The 17367-nt window shown below is 73.9% G+C and carries 19 protein-coding genes; 12 read left to right on the plus strand and 7 right to left on the minus strand.

The window, feature by feature from the left end; genetic code table 11:
- Nucleotides 1-20 precede the first annotated feature (20 nt).
- Entirely contained in the window at nucleotides 21-455 is a 435-nt protein-coding gene (locus tag ACFZP7_RS03870; protein ID WP_046250917.1) for an ATP-binding protein, read from the minus strand.
- A 126-nt stretch (nucleotides 456-581) separates the two neighbouring features.
- Between ACFZP7_RS03870 and ACFZP7_RS03875 the strand changes: the two genes are divergently transcribed.
- The 3 genes from ACFZP7_RS03875 (at nucleotide 582) to ACFZP7_RS03885 (ending at nucleotide 3094) form a co-directional block, all read left to right on the plus strand.
- Nucleotides 582-797, plus strand: coding sequence for a hypothetical protein (locus tag ACFZP7_RS03875; protein ID WP_029393762.1), 216 nt, complete (start codon nucleotides 582-584; stop codon nucleotides 795-797).
- A 49-nt stretch (nucleotides 798-846) separates the two neighbouring features.
- Nucleotides 847-2322: an aminotransferase class I/II-fold pyridoxal phosphate-dependent enzyme gene (locus ACFZP7_RS03880; protein WP_385633848.1), complete on the plus strand. Its 1476-nt coding sequence runs from the start codon at nucleotides 847-849 to the stop codon at nucleotides 2320-2322.
- A 316-nt stretch (nucleotides 2323-2638) separates the two neighbouring features.
- Entirely contained in the window at nucleotides 2639-3094 is a 456-nt protein-coding gene (locus ACFZP7_RS03885; protein ID WP_385633849.1) for a cyclic nucleotide-binding domain-containing protein, read from the plus strand.
- A gap of 24 nt (nucleotides 3095-3118) precedes the next feature.
- Here ACFZP7_RS03885 and ACFZP7_RS03890 read toward each other — a convergent pair whose 3' ends face one another.
- Nucleotides 3119-4444, minus strand: coding sequence for an MFS transporter (locus ACFZP7_RS03890; RefSeq protein ID WP_031021137.1), 1326 nt, complete (start codon nucleotides 4442-4444; stop codon nucleotides 3119-3121).
- A 95-nt stretch (nucleotides 4445-4539) separates the two neighbouring features.
- Complete coding sequence (locus ACFZP7_RS03895) at nucleotides 4540-5154, minus strand: LysE/ArgO family amino acid transporter (RefSeq protein ID WP_019327335.1); 615 nt, start codon at nucleotides 5152-5154, stop codon at nucleotides 4540-4542.
- Nucleotides 5155-5223: 69 nt separating this feature from the next.
- Between ACFZP7_RS03895 and ACFZP7_RS03900 the strand changes: the two genes are divergently transcribed.
- Together ACFZP7_RS03900 and ACFZP7_RS03905 are read left to right on the plus strand one after the other, a co-directional pair.
- Nucleotides 5224-6141 carry a LysR family transcriptional regulator ArgP gene (locus ACFZP7_RS03900; RefSeq protein ID WP_225619589.1) on the plus strand — a complete coding sequence of 306 codons (918 nt, stop codon included), beginning with the start codon at nucleotides 5224-5226 and terminating at the stop codon, nucleotides 6139-6141.
- A 110-nt stretch (nucleotides 6142-6251) separates the two neighbouring features.
- Nucleotides 6252-6503 carry a WhiB family transcriptional regulator gene (locus ACFZP7_RS03905; protein ID WP_046250921.1) on the plus strand — a complete coding sequence of 84 codons (252 nt, stop codon included), beginning with the start codon at nucleotides 6252-6254 and terminating at the stop codon, nucleotides 6501-6503.
- Between the two features lie 27 nt (nucleotides 6504-6530).
- Here the strand turns inward: ACFZP7_RS03905 and ACFZP7_RS03910 are convergent, their stop codons facing one another.
- A complete protein-coding gene (locus tag ACFZP7_RS03910) occupies nucleotides 6531-6980 on the minus strand; it encodes a DUF6098 family protein (protein WP_037823168.1) in 450 nt (149 codons plus the stop codon).
- Between the two features lie 157 nt (nucleotides 6981-7137).
- Between ACFZP7_RS03910 and ACFZP7_RS03915 the strand changes: the two genes are divergently transcribed.
- Nucleotides 7138-7491 (plus strand): DUF488 domain-containing protein, encoded by a 354-nt coding sequence (locus ACFZP7_RS03915; protein ID WP_086877383.1) that lies wholly within the window; start codon nucleotides 7138-7140, stop codon nucleotides 7489-7491.
- 31 nt (nucleotides 7492-7522) lie between these two features.
- Here ACFZP7_RS03915 and ACFZP7_RS03920 read toward each other — a convergent pair whose 3' ends face one another.
- Both ACFZP7_RS03920 and ACFZP7_RS03925 read right to left on the minus strand, forming a co-directional pair.
- On the minus strand, nucleotides 7523-9196 hold the full coding sequence (locus ACFZP7_RS03920) for an FAD-binding dehydrogenase (protein ID WP_385633850.1): 1674 nt from the start codon (nucleotides 9194-9196) through the stop codon (nucleotides 7523-7525).
- 22 nt (nucleotides 9197-9218) lie between these two features.
- Complete coding sequence (locus ACFZP7_RS03925; protein WP_385638327.1) at nucleotides 9219-9842, minus strand: TetR/AcrR family transcriptional regulator; 624 nt, start codon at nucleotides 9840-9842, stop codon at nucleotides 9219-9221.
- 104 nt (nucleotides 9843-9946) lie between these two features.
- Here ACFZP7_RS03925 and ACFZP7_RS03930 point away from each other — a divergent pair, with 104 nt between their 5' ends.
- The 3 genes from ACFZP7_RS03930 to ACFZP7_RS03940 all read left to right on the plus strand — a co-directional run bounded on the left by ACFZP7_RS03930 (nucleotide 9947) and on the right by ACFZP7_RS03940 (nucleotide 12662).
- The gene (locus tag ACFZP7_RS03930; RefSeq protein WP_030976564.1) at nucleotides 9947-10576 is read left to right on the plus strand and encodes an alpha-ketoglutarate-dependent dioxygenase AlkB; all 630 of its coding nucleotides are present in this window, start codon (nucleotides 9947-9949) and stop codon (nucleotides 10574-10576) included.
- Between the two features lie 97 nt (nucleotides 10577-10673).
- Nucleotides 10674-11420 carry an MBL fold metallo-hydrolase gene (locus ACFZP7_RS03935; RefSeq protein ID WP_385633851.1) on the plus strand — a complete coding sequence of 249 codons (747 nt, stop codon included), beginning with the start codon at nucleotides 10674-10676 and terminating at the stop codon, nucleotides 11418-11420.
- A gap of 9 nt (nucleotides 11421-11429) precedes the next feature.
- Entirely contained in the window at nucleotides 11430-12662 is a 1233-nt protein-coding gene (locus tag ACFZP7_RS03940) for a DUF4032 domain-containing protein (RefSeq protein WP_019327326.1), read from the plus strand.
- Between the two features lie 26 nt (nucleotides 12663-12688).
- Here the strand turns inward: ACFZP7_RS03940 and ACFZP7_RS03945 are convergent, their stop codons facing one another.
- On the minus strand, nucleotides 12689-13558 hold the full coding sequence (locus ACFZP7_RS03945; protein ID WP_031021127.1) for a universal stress protein: 870 nt from the start codon (nucleotides 13556-13558) through the stop codon (nucleotides 12689-12691).
- 238 nt (nucleotides 13559-13796) lie between these two features.
- On the opposite strand from ACFZP7_RS03945, the gene ACFZP7_RS03950 reads away from it, so the two are divergent.
- The 3 genes from ACFZP7_RS03950 to ACFZP7_RS03960 are packed head-to-tail and all read left to right on the plus strand — an operon-like array spanning nucleotide 13797 to nucleotide 17289.
- Complete coding sequence (locus ACFZP7_RS03950; protein WP_355101589.1) at nucleotides 13797-15470, plus strand: FAD-dependent oxidoreductase; 1674 nt, start codon at nucleotides 13797-13799, stop codon at nucleotides 15468-15470.
- An 11-nt stretch (nucleotides 15471-15481) separates the two neighbouring features.
- Nucleotides 15482-16939 carry an ATP-binding protein gene (locus ACFZP7_RS03955; protein WP_385638330.1) on the plus strand — a complete coding sequence of 486 codons (1458 nt, stop codon included), beginning with the start codon at nucleotides 15482-15484 and terminating at the stop codon, nucleotides 16937-16939.
- Nucleotides 16936-17289, plus strand: coding sequence for a UBP-type zinc finger domain-containing protein (locus ACFZP7_RS03960; protein WP_125771346.1), 354 nt, complete (start codon nucleotides 16936-16938; stop codon nucleotides 17287-17289). The genes ACFZP7_RS03955 and ACFZP7_RS03960 overlap by 4 nt, the downstream gene beginning before the upstream one ends.
- Nucleotides 17290-17367 lie beyond the last annotated feature (78 nt).

Here is a 17367-nt window from a genome sequence, read left to right on the forward strand (position 1 = left end):
CTCCGCTTTTCGAAAAGTACTCAGGACAGCGGAACGACGACGGTGATGCACTTGCCTCCCGACGGAAGGTCTGCCACGCGTACGTCGCGTGCCAGCCGGCAGACGATCGGCCAGCCCCGGCCGCCCACACTGCGCCGGCCCTGGGGGTCGGTCCGCGGCACGACCACCGGCAGGTCGTGGCTGCGGTCGCTCACGGAGAGTTCGACGCCGGGTCCGACGACGTCGACGCGGAAGTCCGTGATGCCACCGCCGTGCAGGATGGCGTTGGTGGTCAGTTCCGAGGCGACGAGCAGGGCGTCCGACAGGGCGTCCGCGTCCCAGGAGGGATGGCCTCCGGTGCCGCGGCGCTCGGCGACGACGCGTTCGACGGTGCGGCGTGCCTCGGCGGGTGCGCACGGCCGCCGGCCGGGGCGGGGCGGCGCGACGACGGGTTCGGTGGGGTGCCTCTCACTCATCCGTCAGCTCCCTGGTCGGTGGGAATGCCCGTTACTTCCGGCTCACCTGTGCCGGTACCCCCAAACCTCCCTCCCCCCTGACGGCCCAGGGGCCATTCGCGCGCCGAGCCGGGGTACGCGGAGGGAATGACGGATGTTGTGGACTCGGACGAACTGCTGCGCCGGCTGCACCGGGCGAGGGCCTGCGCGGTGGAACAGGAACGGACCTGGCGGGCCCGGAGCGAGGAACTGCGGCCGACCGATCCGGACGGCGCCCGGGAGGCCGGCGTGCGGACGATGGCCTACGAGGCCGTCCTGCGGGTGCTGGACGAGGTACTGACTCCCGGACGGCACGACCGGTGAGGGCCGGCGGGACGGATTGGCGGGGCCGGGTACGGGAAACCGGGTGGGCATGACCGCCGCCGATCACACCCGCGCACCCGTTCTGGAAGCCCTCGCCGAGTACCGCAGCGAGGGCCGGCTGTCGTTCACGCCGCCCGGCCACAAGCAGGCGCGCGGGGCCGACCCGGCGGTGCGCGAGGTGCTGGGCGACGCCGTCTTCCACGGCGACGTCCTGGCGACCGGCGGGCTGGACGACCGGCTCACCCGGGGGCGGGTGCTCCAGCGCGCCCAGGAGCTGATGGCCGACGCGGTGCACGCGGAGCACACGTTCTTCTCGACGTGCGGGAGTTCCCTGTCGGTGAAGGCGGCGATGCTGGCGGTCGCGGGACCGCACGAGAAGCTGCTGATCGGCCGGGACGCCCACAAGTCCGTCGTGTCGGGGCTGATCCTCTCCGGCATCGAGCCGGTGTGGGTGGAGCCGTCCTGGGACGCGCGGCGGCACCTGGCCCATCCGCCGTCGGCCGAGGAGTTCGAGCGGGCCTTCGCCGCCCACCCCGACGCCAAGGGCGCGCTGATCACCAGCCCGACCCCGTACGGCGCCAGCGCCGACCTGCGCGCCGTGGCCGAGGTGTGCCACCGGCGGTCGGCGCCGCTGATCGTGGACGAGGCGTGGGGCGCGCACCTGCCCTTCCACCCGGATCTGCCCTCGTGGGCGATGGACGCGGGCGCCGACATCTGCGTGACCAGCATCCACAAGATGGGCAGCGGTCTGGAGCAGGGCTCGGTGTTCCACCTGCGCGGGGACCTCGTGCCGCCGGAACTGCTCGGCATGCGGGCGGACCTGCTGGGCACCACCAGCCCCTCCTCGCTGATCTTCGCCGGGCTGGACGGCTGGCGGCGGCAGATGGCGCTGCGCGGCCGGGAGCTGATGGGCGGCGCGCTGGAGCTGGCGGCCGAGGTGCGCGCCGCCGTCGAGGAGATCGACGGGATGCACGTGAACGACCGGGACGACTTCTGCGGGCCGGGACTGGCCCACGGTTTCGACCCGCTGCCCGTCGTCATCGCCATCGAGGGACTCGGTGTGTCGGGCTACCAGGCCGCGGACTGGCTGCGCGAGCACCGCGGCGTGGTCGCGCATCTGACGGACCACCGCCGCGTCGGCATGCAGATCACCCACGCCGACGACCGGGAGACGGCCGGGGAACTGCTGGCCGCGCTCAAGGATCTGGCACGCGCCGCCCCGGGCCTCGGCCCCGCGCCGCGCGTCGAGGTGCCGTCGCCGGCCGGGCTGCGGATGCCCCAGGTGGCGCTCCCCAGGGACGCGTTCTTCGGGCCGACCGAGGACGTGCCGCTCGACCGGGCGGCCGGCCGGGTCGCCGCGGAGATGATCACGCCCTACCCGCCCGGCATCCCGGCCGTGCTGCCGGGCGAGCGGCTCGCCGAGCCGGTCCTGCGGTATCTGCGCAGCGGTCTGGACGCGGGCATGTACCTGCCGGACCCGACCGATCCGGCGCTGGAGACGATCAGGGTCACCGCGGAGGGGTGACGTCCCGGTGCCCGGCGAGTGAAACAGGTCACGTGCCCCGGGTCCGGATTCGCGGAACTCCAGGGCGATGGTTTAGCGTTCATCCATACGTGGCGACGGAGTCGACGCTGTGTCCTTCGTACGTCACCGCTTACGGCCCTGGCTGGCTTCCCCCGTCCAGCCAGGGCTTTTTCATGTCCTCGCGCCCGCCTCCCCGGTTCCGGCACCGAATCCGTACGGGAACCGCCGTCCGTCGAGGTGCCCCGGGGGCCGACAGCGACTGAAATGGGCATAGGGAAAGCCCCGGAACCGAATCGCCGGCGAGGAGCCCCGTGCCATGACCAAAGCGATCAAACTGCTGACCGCACTCCCCCAGCCGCAGCGCGGACGCCTGGCGGCACTCGCCCGGGAGGTCTCCTTTCCCGAGGACGCCCGGATCTTCGAGGCCGGTGGCCGGGCCGACCGCTTCTGGGTGATCCGCTCGGGCGCGGTGTCCCTGACCCAGGAGGTCACCCCCGTGCAGCGGGTGACGGTCGCCAGTCTCGGGGCGGGCGACCTGCTGGGCTGGTCCTGGCTCTTCCCGCCCTACGAGTGGGACTTCGGCGCCGAGGCCTTCAGCCCGGTGCGCGCCTACGAGTTCGACGCGGCGGCGGTGCAGGCGCTGTGCGAGGAGGATCCGCAGCTGGGCATCGTGCTGGTGCGGTCGGTGGCCGAGATCCTCGCGCACCGGCTGGAGGCCACCAGGGGCCGGCTCATGGAGCACTACGCGCTGCACGGGCGCGGTTCGCTGTGAGGCGCGGTCCGCGGTGAGGCGCCCTCAGACCCGGTAGCGGCGCAGCGCGGGCATCGCGGCGGCCAGGGCGAGCATCACCACGACGACCAGGACGCCGCCGCCGGTCACCGCCTCGCGCGCGCCGAAGGCGGAACCGGCGCCGCCGTGCAGGGCGTCGGCCAGGCGCGGGCCGCCCGCGACGACCACGGTGAAGACGCCCTGCATGCGCCCGCGCATCTCGTCGGTCGCGGCGGAGAGCAGGATCGCGCCGCGGAACACCATGGAGACCATGTCCGCGATCCCGGCCACGGCCAGGAACGCCACCGCGAGCCACAGGCTGGAACTGAGCCCGAAACCGGCGACGGCGGCACCCCAGACCACGACCGAGCCGATCACCATCCAGCCGTGCCGCCGGGCCCGGGAGAAGGTCCCGGAGAACAGTCCGCCGGCCACCGCGCCGATCGGGATCGCCGCGAAGAGCAGGCCGAGGGCGAGCCCTTCGCCGTAGCCCGCGTACGTCTCGGAGGCGAGCTGCGGGAACAGCGCCCGGGGCATGCCGAGGACCATGGCGACGATGTCGGCGAGGAAGGAGAGCAGCAGCACCGTGTGCCCGGCGATGTAGCGGAACCCGGCCACGACCTCGCGGACACCGGCACGCCGGACCGGTGCGCCCGTCAGGGGCGGCAGCGCGGGCAGCTTGTGGACCGCCCACACGGTGACGCACAGGGCCAGCGCGTCGATCAGGTACAGCTCGGCCAGGCCGATGACCGGGATGAGGGCGCCGGCGAGCAGCGGGCCGACCACCTGGCCGGTCTGCATGACCGTCGAGCCGAGCGCGTTGGCGGCCGGCAGCTCGTCCTTCGGGACCAGACGGGCGATGGAGGCGTTGCGGGCCGGCGCGTTGAGGCCCCAGAAGGCCTGCTGGAGGGCGAGCAGCAGCATGAGGCCGGCCACCGACTCCAGACCGGTCACCGCCTGCAGCCAGAACAGCAGCGAGGTCGCGGCGATGCCCGTGTTGGTGATCAGCAGCAGCTTGCGGCGGTCCATGGTGTCGGCGACCGCGCCGCCCCACAGGGCGAAGACGATCAGCGGCAGCAGTCCGGCGAGGCTCGCGGCGCCGACCCAGGCGGACGAGCCGGTGATGTCGTAGACCTGCTTGGGCACGGCGACGGCGGTCAGCTGGCTGCCGACGGCGGTCACGACGGTCGAGGACCACAGCCTGCGGTAGGCCGGGCGGCGCAGGGGCCGGGTGTCCATGACCCAGCGGCGCCGGCCGCGCCGCTGGGCGGGGTCCGGCGGCACGGCCGCCTTCGCCCGGGGGTCGGTTCCGCTCCGGCCGCCGCCGTCGCCGCTGCTCTCGCTGGTGTCCACGCGCTTCCTACATGCTCGATACATCTTTCGACTGCGGACCTCACTATCGCAGCTTCGTTCGAGCGCGTGGGCCGGATGGTTCCGTCCGACGGCGGTCAGGCCCCGGCGATCAGGGTGACACCGAGGACGATCATGGTCGCCGAGACCAGTCCGTCGAGCACCCGCCAGGCCGCGGGGCGGGCCAGGAAGCGGCCCAGGTAGCGGGCGCCGAAGCCGAGCGCGGCGAACCAGCACACGCTGGCCAGCACGGCACCCAGCCCGAAGGTCCAGCGCAGCGGGCCCCGGTCGGCCGCGACCGAGCCCAGCAGGAACACCGTGTCCAGGTAGACGTGCGGATTGAGCCAGGTCAGCGCCAGACAGGTGAGGACCGCACGGCGGCGCGAGCCGGCCGCGTCGCCCTCCGCCAGCAGCGCGCCGGCCGGCCGGAAGACCCGCCGCGCGGCCAGGGCGCCGTAGCAGAGCAGGAAGGCGCCGCCGATCCAGCCGACCAGGGTCAGGGCGTCCGGCCACGCCACCACCACCGCCCCGACCCCGCCGACGCCCAGGGCGATGAGCAGGGCGTCGGACAGCGCGCAGATGCCGACCACGGCGAGGACCGCGTCACGCCGGACGCCTTGGCGCAGGACGAAGGCGTTCTGGGCGCCGATGGCGACGATCAGCGAGAGGCCGGTGCCGAAGCCGGCGGCCGCGGCGGAGAGGGCGTTGGTCATGCCGTCGAAGCTAGGCGAGCGATCACTGGGCGTACAGCTAAAGATTCTTACGTATCCTTAGCTTTCGTGATGACGGGACCGAGCATGCCGGCCGTGGCGGACCTGCCCCTGGACCAGGTGCGCACCCTGCTGGCCGTGGTGGACGAGGGCACCTTCGACGCGGCCGCCGCGGCCCTGCACGTGACGCCGTCCGCGGTGAGCCAGCGGGTGAAGGCGCTGGAGCAGCGCACCGGCCGGGTGCTGCTGCTGCGCACCAAGCCGGTGCGGCCGACGGACTCCGGCGCGGTGCTGGTGCGCCTGGCTCGGCAGGTGGCCCGGCTGGAGCGGGACGCGTACGCCGAGCTGGGGCTGAGCGGGGCCGGAGAGCCGACCCGGGTCTCGGTCGCGGTGAACGCGGACTCGCTCGCCACCTGGTTCCTGGACGCCCTGACCCGGGTGCCCCGGGAGCCGGAACTCTGCTTCGAGCTGCGCCGCGAGGACGAGGACCACACGGCGGCACTGCTGCGCGAGGGCGTGGTGATGGCCGCGGTGACCTCCTCTCCCGACCCGGTCCCCGGCTGCACCGTCCGGCGTCTGGGCCGGATGCGCTATCTCCCCTGCGCCGCACCGGAGTTCGCGGCGCGGTACCTGGACGGGCCGCTGCGCGAGCGGCTCCCCGGGGCGCCGGTGATGGTCTTCGACCGGCGGGACGACTTCCAGGACGGCTTCGCGCGGCGGCTCGGTCTCGGCGGCGCGAGTGCCGCACGGCACTACGTGCCGACCTCGGAGGGGTTCGCCGAGGCCGTCGCCGCCGGTCTGGGCTGGGGCATGGTGCCCGAGCCGCAGGCACGGCCGCTGCTGCGCACCGGCCGGCTGGTGGAGTTCGCGCCGGACCTTCCGGTGGACGTCCCGCTGTACTGGCAGCAGTGGAAGCTCGACTCCCCGGCCCTGGCCACGCTGGCCGAGGCGGTCGCGTCGGCGGCGGCTCGGTCGCTGCGCGGACGGTGAGGGACGCGATCGAAGGCGCCGACGCCGGTTTCACCCCGTATCGACGGGCCACCCGGAACGGAGCAATGGATTCACGAGGGCGCGAACGATACCGATCGCAGGTGACTTTGATGGACAACTGGCGAGAGCACGCCGCGTGCCGCACGGAGGACCCCGACCTGTTCTTCCCGATCGGCACCACCGGACCGGCCGCGCTGCAGGCCGAGCAGGCGAAGGCGGTCTGCCGGACCTGCCCGGTACAGGAGCAGTGTCTGCGATGGGCGCTCGACACCGGGCAGTCCATCGGCGTGTGGGGCGGGACCAGCGAGACCGAACGCCGTGCGCTCAAGCGCCGCGAGGCGGTGCGCAGGCGCTCCGGCTGACCATGCGCCGCCGCTGGGCCGGCCGTCTCAGCGGCCGCCCCGGCGCAGCGGCCCCCAGGGACGCTCCTGGCGTTCCACTTCCTCCCGGGCCTCCTCGATCACGTCCGGTGCGATCCAGCACAGGGGGCGGGCGTCGGCGACCAGCGGTTCGTTGTCGGGGCCGCGGCCGGCCTCCCGCCCGGTGAGGACCCAGGGCCGGACGCCCGGGCCCTTGTCGTGCGGCAGGTGCGCGTAGTCGTGCAGTCGGCGCGCCGCCCACACCCGCACGGGCCGGTCCGCCCACCACGCCTCCACGTCGAGGGGACTGGCGGACAGACCGGGCAGGGGCACGCCGGTGAGTTCGTCGGTGCTGGAGACCTCGGCGAGGTCGGTGCCGGGGCCCCGCGACCAGCGCACGTACAGGCCGCGGTGCCGCCGTACCAGGCCGGTCAGTTCGTCGAGCGACCGGACGACCGGCATCCCGTCCGATGCGCGCATGCGCCGACCTCCTCGTCACCTCGTCCGAGCGACGGAGTACCCGGCAGGCGCGGCGGGGAACCGGCCGGGGCCCGAACGGCGCACCCGTCCCCGGCGCCTCGCCGGAGACGGACGTAGGCTCACGGCGGCATCGGCGCCGAGCGAGAGGGGACCGTCCATGACCGTGCGTGTGCGCCGCGTCTACGACCCGCCCGAACCGGACGACGGGGTGCGGGTCCTGGTCGACCGGCTGTGGCCGCGGGGCGTGGCGAAGGACGCGGCACACGTCGACGAGTGGCCCAAGGGGCTGACCCCCTCGACCGAGCTGCGCCGCTGGTACCACGCCGGCGAGGGCTCGTACGAGGAGTTCGCCGAGCGCTACGAGGCCGAGCTGGCGGACCCGGAGGCGGCCGGACTCCTCGACCACGTGCGGGAACTGGCGCGCCGGGGCGACGTGACGCTGCTGACGGCGTCCAAGTCGCCCGCGGAGAGCCACGCTTCCGTGCTGCTCCGGCTCCTCGACGGGTCGTGAGGAACCGCGGCCGCCGCCGGGGACGCGCCGCTCAGGCCGTCTGCCGTGCCGCGGCCCGGCCCGCCGCGCGCCCGGAGAACAGGCAGCCGCCGAGGAAGGTGCCTTCCAGCGCGTTGTACCCGTGCACCCCTCCCCCGCCGAAGCCGGCCACCTCGCCGGCCGCGTAGAGACCCTCGACGGGCGTGCCGTCGGCGCCGAGGGCGCGGGAGTCGAGGTCGGTCTGGATGCCGCCGAGCGTCTTGCGGGTGAGGACGTGCAGCTTGACGCCGATCAGCGGGCCCGCCGCCGGGTCGAGGATGCGGTGCGGGGCGGCGACCCGGCCGAGTCGGTCGCCGATGTAGCGGCGGGCGTTGCGGATGCCCTGGACCTGGGCGTCCTTGGCGTAGGGGTTGGCCAGCTGGAGGTCGCGGGCCTCGATCTGGCGCCGGATGGAGGCGGCGTCCAGGAGCGGCTTGTCGGTGAGCCCGTTCATCCGGTCGACGAGCTGTTCCAGGTTCGGCGCCGTCACGAAGTCGGCGCCCTCACGCAGGAAGGCGTCCACCGGACCGGGCGCGCCCTTGCCGAGGACGCGTTCGCGCAGGAAGCCGGCGCGGTCCTTGGCGGTGATGTCCGGGTTCTGCTCGGAGCCGGAGAGCGCGAACTCCTTCTCGATGATCTTCTGGGTGAGGATGAACCACGAGTGGTCGTGGTCCGCGAGGCCGTCGGCGGTGCGCAGGTGACGCAGGGTACTGAGGGTGTCGTAGCCGGGCAGGCAGGGCTCGGGCAGCCGGCGGCCCAGGGCGTCGAACCACATCGAGGAGGGGCCGGGCAGGATGCGGATGCCGTGTCCGGGCCAGATCGGGTCCCAGTTGCGCACGCCCTCGGTGTAGTGCCACATCCGGTCGCGGTTGACCAGGCGTGCGCCCGCCTCGGCGCTGATGTCCAGCATCCGCCCGTCGACGTAGGCGGGCACGCCGGTGACCATCTCGGCGGGCGGGGTGCCCAGGCGTTCGGGCCAGTGGCGGCGGACGACGTCGTGGTCGCCCCCGATGCCTCCGGAGGTGACGATCACGGCCCGGGCGGCGAGTGCGAACTCGCCGACGGCGTCGCGGTTGGAGGCGACGCCACGGGGCGAGCGGTCCTCGGCGAGGACGGTGCCCCGGACGCCGCGCGCCGTGCCGTCCTCCACGATCAGGTGGTCGACGCGGTGGCGGTGGTGGAAGGTGAGCAGCCCGTCGCGCGCGGCCTGCTTCGCGTACCGCACGAACGGCTCGACGACCCCGGTGCCGGTGCCCCAGGCGATGTGGAAGCGCGGCACCGAGTTGCCGTGCCCGCCGGCCCGGAGGTCGCCGCGCTCGGCCCAGCCGACGGTGGGCAGGAAGGTGATGCCGTGCCCGGCGAGCCAGGAGCGCTTCTCCCCCGCCGCCCACTCGACGTAGGCGCGGGCCCAGCGCACCGCCCAGGAGTCCTCGTCCTCGGTCCGGTCGAAGCCGGCGCTGCCCTGCCAGTCGCTCCAGGCCAGGTCGAGGGAGTCCTTGACGCCGAGACGGCGCTGCTCCGGGGAGTCGACCAGGAAGAGGCCGCCGAAGGACCAGAAGGCCTGCCCGCCGAGGTTGGCCGCGTTCTCCTGGTCGACCAGGGCCACCCTGCGGCCCCGGCTGGTCAGCTCGTGCGCGGCGACCAGACCCGCCAGTCCCGCTCCGACCACGATGACGTCGGCGTCCATGGCGACCGTCCCTTCCTGTTCGTCATTGACCGGCGCCGCCGTCCGTGAGCAGCGCGGTGAGCAGTTGGCCCAGCCGGACCCGGGCGTGTTCGACGTCCCGGTCCAGCAGCAGTTGGGTGGTGACCCCGTCGTACGCGGCGACCACGGCGTGCGCGGCGCTCTCGGCGTCGCCCAGCACGGCGGGCAACGGGGTGTGTCCGCGCGCCCGGGCGAGCCGGTCGGCGACGGCTCCCCTCAGGCGCGCCCGGTGCTCCAGCAGGGTCCGGGCCACGTCGGTGTCGCGGGCGGCGTGCACCAAGAAGTCCGTCTTGACCAGGAGCCAGGCCCGGTCGAGGAGCAGCACCTCCGTGACCCGGTCCACGGCGGCCGGGACGTCCAGGTCGGGCCCGTCGCCGGCGAGGGCCTCGGACACCTGCTCGGCGATCTCGTCGGCGCGCTGCCGGTAGAGCGCGAAGAACAGCTCGTCGAGGGTGCCGAAGTTCGAGTAGAAGGCGCCCCGGCTGTATCCGGCGGCCTCGCAGACCTCCTCGATCGACACCCGCCCGAACCCCTTGGCGGCGAACACCTCGAAGGCGGCGTCCAGGAGCTTGGCGCGGGTGCGCAGGCGCCGCCTGGTCACCCGCCCGGTCGTCGCCTTCACCGCCACGCCCCTCGTCGATTCGATGCGTGAACGTATCGGATGCACCGGCGTATCGAAAGGGGCGCGACCAGAAGTAGAACGCATTTTCGAATACGGAGTACGCTGGTCCCATGACCACGCACCTCCAGGGCTCGCTCTTCGACCAGACCGACGAGGTCCGGCTGGGCCCGCTCGACGGTCTGCGCCGCACCGAGCTGGGCTCCGGCGCCTGGATCGACCTGCTCCCCGGCTGGCTGAGCGGCGCCGACGCGCTCTTCCGGCACCTGGCCACCGAGGTCCCGTGGCGCGCCGAGCGGCGGGCCATGTACGACCAGGTGGTGGACGTACCCCGGCTGCTGGCCTTCTACGGGGCGGGCGACCGGCTCCCGCACCCGCTGCTGACCGAGGCGCGCGAGGCGCTGACGGCCCACTACGCCGGGGAACTGGGCGAACCCTTCACCACGGCCGGGCTGTGCCACTACCGCGACGGCCGGGACAGCGTCGCCTGGCACGGGGACCGGATCGGCCGGGGCGCGCGCCAGGACACGATGGTCGCGATCCTCTCGGTCGGCGCGCCCCGCGATCTCCTGCTGCGCCCGGTGGGCGGGGGCGGCGCCACGGTGCGCCGGCCGCTCGGCCACGGCGACCTGATCGTGATGGGCGGCTCCTGCCAGCGGACCTGGGAACACTGCGTGCCCAAGAGCACCCGCGCCGCCGGGCCCCGCATCAGCGTCCAGTTCCGGCCGCACGGCGTGCGCTGAAGACCGCGTACCGGAGGCCGAGGGTCGTGCGTCCTTCCCGGCTCCCGCGTCTGGTTGGCTGTCGCCCGAAGGGCAGTCACCACGACGCGGGAGAACCATGGGACCGGACGTCCGGCAGGTCGCCGACGGCACCTTCCTGGTGCACGGCGGCCACACCAACTGGGTGATCCTCACCGACGGCGACGCCGCCACCCTGATCGACACCGGCTACCCCGGCGACCGCCGGACGCTGCTGAACTCCCTGGCCGCCGCGGGGACCGCGCCCGAGGCGGTGACGGCCGTGCTCGTCACCCACGCGCACAACGACCACCTGGGCTCGGCCGAGTACCTGCGCGCCGCGTACGGCACGCCGGTCTGGCTCCACCCGGCCGAAGTGCCCCACGCCCGGCGCGACTTCCTCCAGCAGGTGTCCCTCACCGCCGTACTGCGCAACGCCTGGCGTCCGGGCGTGCTGCCCTGGGCGGCGCACGTCCTGCGCTCCGGCGGCACCGAGCGGCATCCGGTCGTCTCGCCCGAGCCCTTCCCCACCGGCGGGGCGCTCGACCTGCCCGGCCGCCCGGTGCCCGTGCACACCCCCGGGCACACGGACGGGCACTGCGTCTACCACCTCCCGGACGCCGGGGTGGTGATCTCCGGCGACGCGCTGGTGAGCGCCCACGCCACCTCCCGGACCTCGGGCCCCCAGCTGCTGCCCGGCATGTTCCACCACGACCGGGCGGGCGCCCTGGCCTCCCTCGACGTCGTCGCGGGACTCGACGCCGACGTCCTGCTCCCCGGGCACGGCCCGGTCCACCGCGGCCTCGTGAAGGAAGCCGCCCGCCAGGCCCGGGAACGGGCGTTCTAGAGTCGTGGCATGGCCTTGCAGATCAGCGCCACCAACCCGGAGCACCCCGCGCTCCTGCTCGAACTGCCCTGGCAGACGCCGCTGGAGGAGTGGCCCGAGGAGTACCTCGTGCCGCTGCCGCGCGGCATCTCCCGGCACGTCGTCCGCTACGCCCGGGCCGGGGACGAGGTCGTCGCCGTCAAGGAGCTGGCCGAACGCCCCGCGCTGCGCGAGTACCAGCTGCTGCGCGACCTGGACCGGCTCGCCATCCCCGCGGTCGACGCGCTGGCCGTGGTCACCGGCCGCACCGACACCGCGGGCGAGCCCCTGGAACCGGTGCTGATCACCCGGCACCTGGGCGGCTCGATGCCCTACCGGTCGATGTTCGAGACGACGCTGCGCCCGGCGACCATGCACCGCCTGATGGACGCCCTCGCGGTGCTGCTGGTGCGGCTGCACCTCGCCGGGTTCGCCTGGGGCGACTGCTCGCTGTCCAACACCCTCTTCCGCCGCGACGCGGGCGCCTACGCCGCGTACCTGGTGGACGCCGAGACCGGGGAACTGCACCAGCGGCTCAGCGACGGGCAGCGCGACTACGACCTCGATCTCGCCCGGGTCAACATCAGCGGGGAACTGCTCGACCTGGAGGCGTCGGGGGCGCTCCACCCCTCCGTCGACCCCGTCGACTTCGGCACCGAGATCTGCGCCCGCTACCGGAGTCTGTGGCAGGAGCTGACCCGCACCTCCGTCTACCCGGCGGGCAAGTACCACTACATCGAGCGCCGCATCCGGCGTCTGAACGACCTAGGCTTCGACGTGGCCGAGATGCAGATCGAGCACGCCTCCAACGGCGACACGGTCACCTTCGTGCCCAAGGTCGTCGACGCCGGCCACCACCAGCGCCAGCTGCTGCGCCTGACCGGTCTGGACGCCGAGGAGAACCAGGCGCGGCGGCTGCTGAACGACCTGGAGAGCTGGATGGCCACCCAGGACGACTACGCCCCCGGTGACCCCCTGGGCGCCCGCCCGGAGGTCCTCGCCCACCGCTGGGTGCGCGAGGTCTTCCGGCCCACCGTGCGGGCGGTTCCGGTGGAGCTGCGCGGCGCGATGGACCCGGCGGAGATCTACCACGAGCTGCTGGAGCACCGCTGGTACCTCTCCGAGCGGGCCCAGCACGACATCGGCCTGGACACCGCCGTCGCGGACTACATCGCCCACATCCTGCCCCGGGCCCGCGAGACGCTGCAGCCGACGTCGGACTGAGCGGCGGACCGCGCCGCCCGGCGCCCTCAGGCGTGCGGGACCACCGCCACCGGGCACTCGGCGTGGTGCAGCACACCGTGCGCCACGGAACCGATGCGGGCGCCGACGGCGGTACGGCGGGCACGGCGGCCGACCACGACCAGTTGGGCCCCGCCGGCCACCGACAGCAGCACCTGGCCGGCGCTGCCCATCTCCACGTGCTCGATCACCGGCACGTCCGGGAAGCGCTCCCGCCACGGCCCCAGCGCCTCGCCGAGCGCCTTGCGCTCGTACTGCTCCAGCCCCCCGGCCTCGTCGGCGAGGGCCATGGAACCCGGGCTGTAGGTGAACACCGTCGGCAGGGTCCAGGCCCGCACGGCGCGCACGGTGGCGCCGCGCGCGGCGGCGGCCTCGAAGGCGAACCCGATCACGTCGGCGCTGTCCTCCGGCTCGCCCTGCTGGCCCACGACGACCTCGCGGCCCGCCGCCTCGGACGCGGCCTCGTCGCCGGAACGCACGAGGACCACCGGACGGGTGGCCTCGGCGATCACCTGCTGGCCGACGGAGCCGAGCAGGAACCCGACGACCGCCCCGTGGCCGCGTGAGCCCAGCACCAGTTCCTCGGCGCCGGCCCCGGCGGCGAGCAGCACGGCGACGGCGTCGTCGGCCTCGCGCACCTCCGTGGACACGGTCAGCTCCGGGTGCCGTTCGGTGACGGTCCGCACCGACTCGGCGACCGCCTCCCGCACCCACCGCTCCTGCGCGTCCCGCTCCCCGGCGCCGTCCCCGGTCTGCGCCTGCCAGGCGTGCACCACGTGCAGCGGCGCCCGGCGCCGGACCGCCTCCCTGGCGGCCCAGGCCAGTGCGGCCAGGCTCTCCTCGGAACCGTCCACCCCTGCCGTGATCGGGCGCGTCATGCGGGCCCCTCCCTGTGTCGCGGTCACGTCGTCCATGGGGCCAGTCTTCCCCACGCCGTCCTCATGATCCCGCAGCGGGGAGCGGGGGAACGCCGACGCGGCCCGCCCCGCGGCGCCGGGTGGGACGTCCTCCGCGCTGCCTGAGCGAGGAGCCGGGACCGAACATACGATGGAGCGCGGGCCGGTGCGGTGACGGGGAGGCCGTGCCGTGAATCCGGCCGCTCGACGTGGGGGACGCATGGCACAGGCCGACGGGGCGACGCGGACCGTCATCATGACCGTGGACGACGATCCGGGGGTCTCCCGTGCCGTCGCCCGCGACCTGCGGCGGCGCTACGGCGCGTCGTACCGGATCGTGCGGGCGGAGTCCGGCGAGTCCGCGCTCCAGGCGCTGCGCGAGCTGAAGCTGCGCGGCGACCTCGTGGCGGTGATCCTCGCCGACTACCGGATGCCGCAGATGAACGGCATCGAGTTCCTGGAACAGGCCATGGACGTGTACCCGGGCGCCCGGCGCGTCCTGCTGACCGCGTACGCGGACACCGACGCGGCGATCGACGCCATCAACGTCGTCGACCTGGACCACTACCTGCTCAAGCCGTGGGACCCGCCCGAGGAGAAGCTGTACCCGGTCCTGGACGACCTGCTCGGGGCCTGGCGCGCGGGTGACCACCGTCCCGTGCCCAGCACCAAGGTCGTCGGGCACCGCTGGTCGGCGCGGTCCTCGGAGGTCCGGGAGTTCCTGGCGCGCAACCAGGTGCCGTACCGCTGGTACTCGGCCGAGGAGCCGGAGGGGCGGCGGCTGCTGTCGGCGGCGGGGCAGGACGGCGAGCGGCTGCCGGTGGTGATCACGACGGACGGGACGCCGCTGGTGGAGCCCGAGGCGCCGGAGCTGGCGGCGCGGGTGGGCCTGGCGACGACACCGGCCGCCGACTTCTACGACCTGGTGGTGATCGGCGGCGGCCCGGCCGGGCTGGGCGCGGCCGTGTACGGGGCCTCCGAGGGGCTGCGGACGGTGCTGGTGGAGCGGTCGGCCACCGGCGGACAGGCCGGACAGAGCTCCCGCATCGAGAACTACCTCGGCTTCCCCGACGGCGTCTCGGGCGGTCAGCTCACCGAGCGGGCCCGGCGGCAGGCGTCGAAGTTCGGCGCCGAGATCCTCACCGCGCGCGAGGTGACCGGGCTGGAGGCGAGCGGCGCGGCGCGGATCGTGCGGTTCTCCGACGGCTCGTCGATCGCCGCGCACAGCGTGATCCTCGCGACCGGCGTCTCCTACCGGCAGCTGGCCGCGCCGGGCACGGACGACCTGACCGGCTGCGGTGTCTTCTACGGCTCCGCGCTGACCGAGGCCGCCGCCTGCCAGGACCACGACGTGTACATCGTGGGCGGCGCCAACTCGGCCGGGCAGGCGGCGATGTTCCTCTCCCGCGGCGCCAAGTCCGTGACGCTGCTGGTGCGCGGCCGGTCGCTGACGGCGTCGATGTCGCACTACCTGATCCGGCAGATCGAGGAGACCCCCAACATCCGTGTGCGCTGCGGCACCGTCGTCGAGTCGGCGCACGGCGACGGCCACCTGGAGCGGCTGACCCTGCGCGACGAGCACGGCTCCACCGAACTGGTCGACGCCCAGTGGCTGTTCGTGTTCATCGGCGCGGCCCCGCACACCGACTGGCTGGACGGCACGGTGCTGCGCGACGCGCGCGGGTTCATCCTGGCCGGACCCGACCTGACGCCCGACGGGCGGCCGCCCGCCGGCTGGGAGCTGGACCGGCCGCCGTACCACCTGGAGACCAGCGTCCCGGGCGTGTTCGTGGCGGGCGACGCCCGCGCCGAGTCCGCGAAGCGGGTCGCGTCCGCCGTAGGAGAGGGAGCGATGGCCGTGATGCTCGTCCACCGGTACCTGGAGCAGTCGTGAGCGGGCGGCCGATGCCGTGCAGCCCCCGGGAGATCGGGGAGCTGTTCCTGTTCGAGAAGCTGACGCCCGAGCAGCTGGGCCGGCTGTGCGCCGAGGGCCGGGTGGAGCTGTTCGAACCCGGTCCGGTGTACGCCGAGGGCGAGGACGCGACCTGCTTCTACGTCATGCTGGAGGGGACGGTCGTCCTCTCCCGCCGGGTCGGCGCGGACGACGTGGAGACCAACCGCACCTCCCAGCGCGGGGTGTACGCGGGCGCCATGCAGGCGTACGTCGGCGACCGGGTGCCGCAGGTCTACACCAACTCGATGCGGGTGACCGAGCCGACGCGGTTCTTCGTGCTGCCCGCCGAGACCTTCGCGGCCGTGATGCGGGAGTGGTTCCCGATGGCGGTGCACCTGCTGGAGGGGCTGTTCTTCGGGTCCAAGAACACCCAGCGGACCATAGGGCAGCGCGAGCGGCTGCTGGCGCTCGGCTCGCTGTCCGCCGGACTCACCCACGAGCTGAACAACCCGGCGGCGGCGGCCGTGCGGGCCACCTCGACGCTGCGGGAACGGGTGGCGAAGATGCGGCACAAGCTGGCCGTGATCGCCGAGGGGCCGTTCTCGCGCGACGCGCTCGCCGGGCTGATCGACATCCAGGAGCGCACGGCCGAGCGGGTCGCCAAGGCGCCGTCGCTGACCCCGCTGGAGGCCGCCGACCGGGAGGACGCGCTCACCGACTGGCTGGACGACCACGGCATCGGGGAGGGGTGGCGGCTGGCGCCGACCTTCGTGCAGGCCGGCCTCGACACGGAGTGGCTGGAGCAGGTCGCGGCGGCCGTGGACGAGGAAATCCTGCCGGGAGCGGTCGGCTGGCTCAACTACACCGTCGAGACCGAGCTGCTGATGAACGAGATCGCGGACTCCACCGCCCGTATCTCCCACCTGGTGGACGCGGCCAAGCAGTACGCGCAGCTGGACCGGGCGCCGCACCGGACCGTCGACGTCCATGAACTGCTCGACAGCACCCTGCTGATGCTCTCCGGCAAGATCGGGCCCCGGATCGAGGTGGTCAAGGAGTACGACCGCACGGTGCCGCCGGTCCCCGCGTACCCGGCGGAACTCAACCAGGTGTGGACCAACCTGATCGACAACGCGGTCTCCGCGATGAACGACGCGGGCGGCGAGGGCACGCTGACCGTGCGGACCGCGCTCCACCACGACCGGCTGCTGGTGGAGTTCCGCGACACCGGCACCGGCATCGCCCCGGAGATCCGGGAGCGCGTCTTCGACCCGTTCTTCACCACCAAACCGGTGGGCGAGGGCACGGGGCTGGGCCTGGACATCTCCTGGCGGATCGTGGTCGACAAGCACCACGGCACGCTCCAGGTGGAGTCCGTTCCGGGGGACACCCGCTTCCAGGTGCTGCTGCCGCTCACCGCCGGGACCGAACCGGCCGAGGAGCCCGAACCGACCGAGGAGCCGACATGAACGACGACACCGGAATCGACCCCGCCGCCCCGCCCAGCGGCACCGGCTGCGCCGACTGCGACGCGTCCGGCGGCTGGTGGTTCCATCTGCGGCGCTGCGCGAGCTGCGGCCACGTGGGCTGCTGCGACAGCTCGCCCGGACAGCACGCCACCGGCCACTACCGGTCCACCGGGCACCCGTTGGTGCAGAGCTTCGAACCCGGCGAGGACTGGTTCTGGGACTACGCGGCCGAGGAGGTCAGGGCGTCGGGCCCGGCCCTCGCCCCGCCGAGCAGCCACCCCGCCGACCAGCCGTCCCCCGGTCCGGCGGACCGGGTCCCGGCGGACTGGGCCCGGGCCCTGCGGGGCTGAGCACGACGGCGCGCCCCGTCCGCACGGCGCGCCCCGTCCGCACGACGCGCCCCGTCCAGGCGACGCGCCCCGTCCAGG

The organism is Streptomyces sp. SudanB5_2050 (assembly GCF_964272335.1).
Lineage (GTDB): Bacteria > Actinomycetota > Actinomycetes > Streptomycetales > Streptomycetaceae > Streptomyces > Streptomyces rochei.

What these genes read in the sequence shown, in the direction of transcription:
- ACFZP7_RS03915 (WP_086877383.1), top strand. Translation starts at nt 7,138, where the DNA reads ATGACCGTGCGTGTGCGCCGCGTCTACGACCCGCCCGAACCGGACGAC.
- ACFZP7_RS03885 (WP_385633849.1), top strand. Translation starts at nt 2,639, where the DNA reads ATGACCAAAGCGATCAAACTGCTGACCGCACTCCCCCAGCCGCAGCGC.
- ACFZP7_RS03895 (WP_019327335.1), bottom strand. Translation starts at nt 5,154, where the DNA reads ATGACCAACGCCCTCTCCGCCGCGGCCGCCGGCTTCGGCACCGGCCTC.
- ACFZP7_RS03955 (WP_385638330.1), top strand. Translation starts at nt 15,482, where the DNA reads ATGCCGTGCAGCCCCCGGGAGATCGGGGAGCTGTTCCTGTTCGAGAAG.
- ACFZP7_RS03920 (WP_385633850.1), bottom strand. Translation starts at nt 9,196, where the DNA reads ATGGACGCCGACGTCATCGTGGTCGGAGCGGGACTGGCGGGTCTGGTC.
- ACFZP7_RS03960 (WP_125771346.1), top strand. Translation starts at nt 16,936, where the DNA reads ATGAACGACGACACCGGAATCGACCCCGCCGCCCCGCCCAGCGGCACC.
- ACFZP7_RS03945 (WP_031021127.1), bottom strand. Translation starts at nt 13,558, where the DNA reads ATGACGCGCCCGATCACGGCAGGGGTGGACGGTTCCGAGGAGAGCCTG.
- ACFZP7_RS03870 (WP_046250917.1), bottom strand. Translation starts at nt 455, where the DNA reads ATGAGTGAGAGGCACCCCACCGAACCCGTCGTCGCGCCGCCCCGCCCC.
- ACFZP7_RS03875 (WP_029393762.1), top strand. Translation starts at nt 582, where the DNA reads ATGACGGATGTTGTGGACTCGGACGAACTGCTGCGCCGGCTGCACCGG.
- ACFZP7_RS03905 (WP_046250921.1), top strand. Translation starts at nt 6,252, where the DNA reads ATGGACAACTGGCGAGAGCACGCCGCGTGCCGCACGGAGGACCCCGAC.
- ACFZP7_RS03930 (WP_030976564.1), top strand. Translation starts at nt 9,947, where the DNA reads ATGACCACGCACCTCCAGGGCTCGCTCTTCGACCAGACCGACGAGGTC.
- ACFZP7_RS03950 (WP_355101589.1), top strand. Translation starts at nt 13,797, where the DNA reads ATGGCACAGGCCGACGGGGCGACGCGGACCGTCATCATGACCGTGGAC.
- ACFZP7_RS03900 (WP_225619589.1), top strand. Translation starts at nt 5,224, where the DNA reads ATGACGGGACCGAGCATGCCGGCCGTGGCGGACCTGCCCCTGGACCAG.
- ACFZP7_RS03880 (WP_385633848.1), top strand. Translation starts at nt 847, where the DNA reads ATGACCGCCGCCGATCACACCCGCGCACCCGTTCTGGAAGCCCTCGCC.
- ACFZP7_RS03935 (WP_385633851.1), top strand. Translation starts at nt 10,674, where the DNA reads ATGGGACCGGACGTCCGGCAGGTCGCCGACGGCACCTTCCTGGTGCAC.
- ACFZP7_RS03940 (WP_019327326.1), top strand. Translation starts at nt 11,430, where the DNA reads ATGGCCTTGCAGATCAGCGCCACCAACCCGGAGCACCCCGCGCTCCTG.
- ACFZP7_RS03910 (WP_037823168.1), bottom strand. Translation starts at nt 6,980, where the DNA reads ATGCGCGCATCGGACGGGATGCCGGTCGTCCGGTCGCTCGACGAACTG.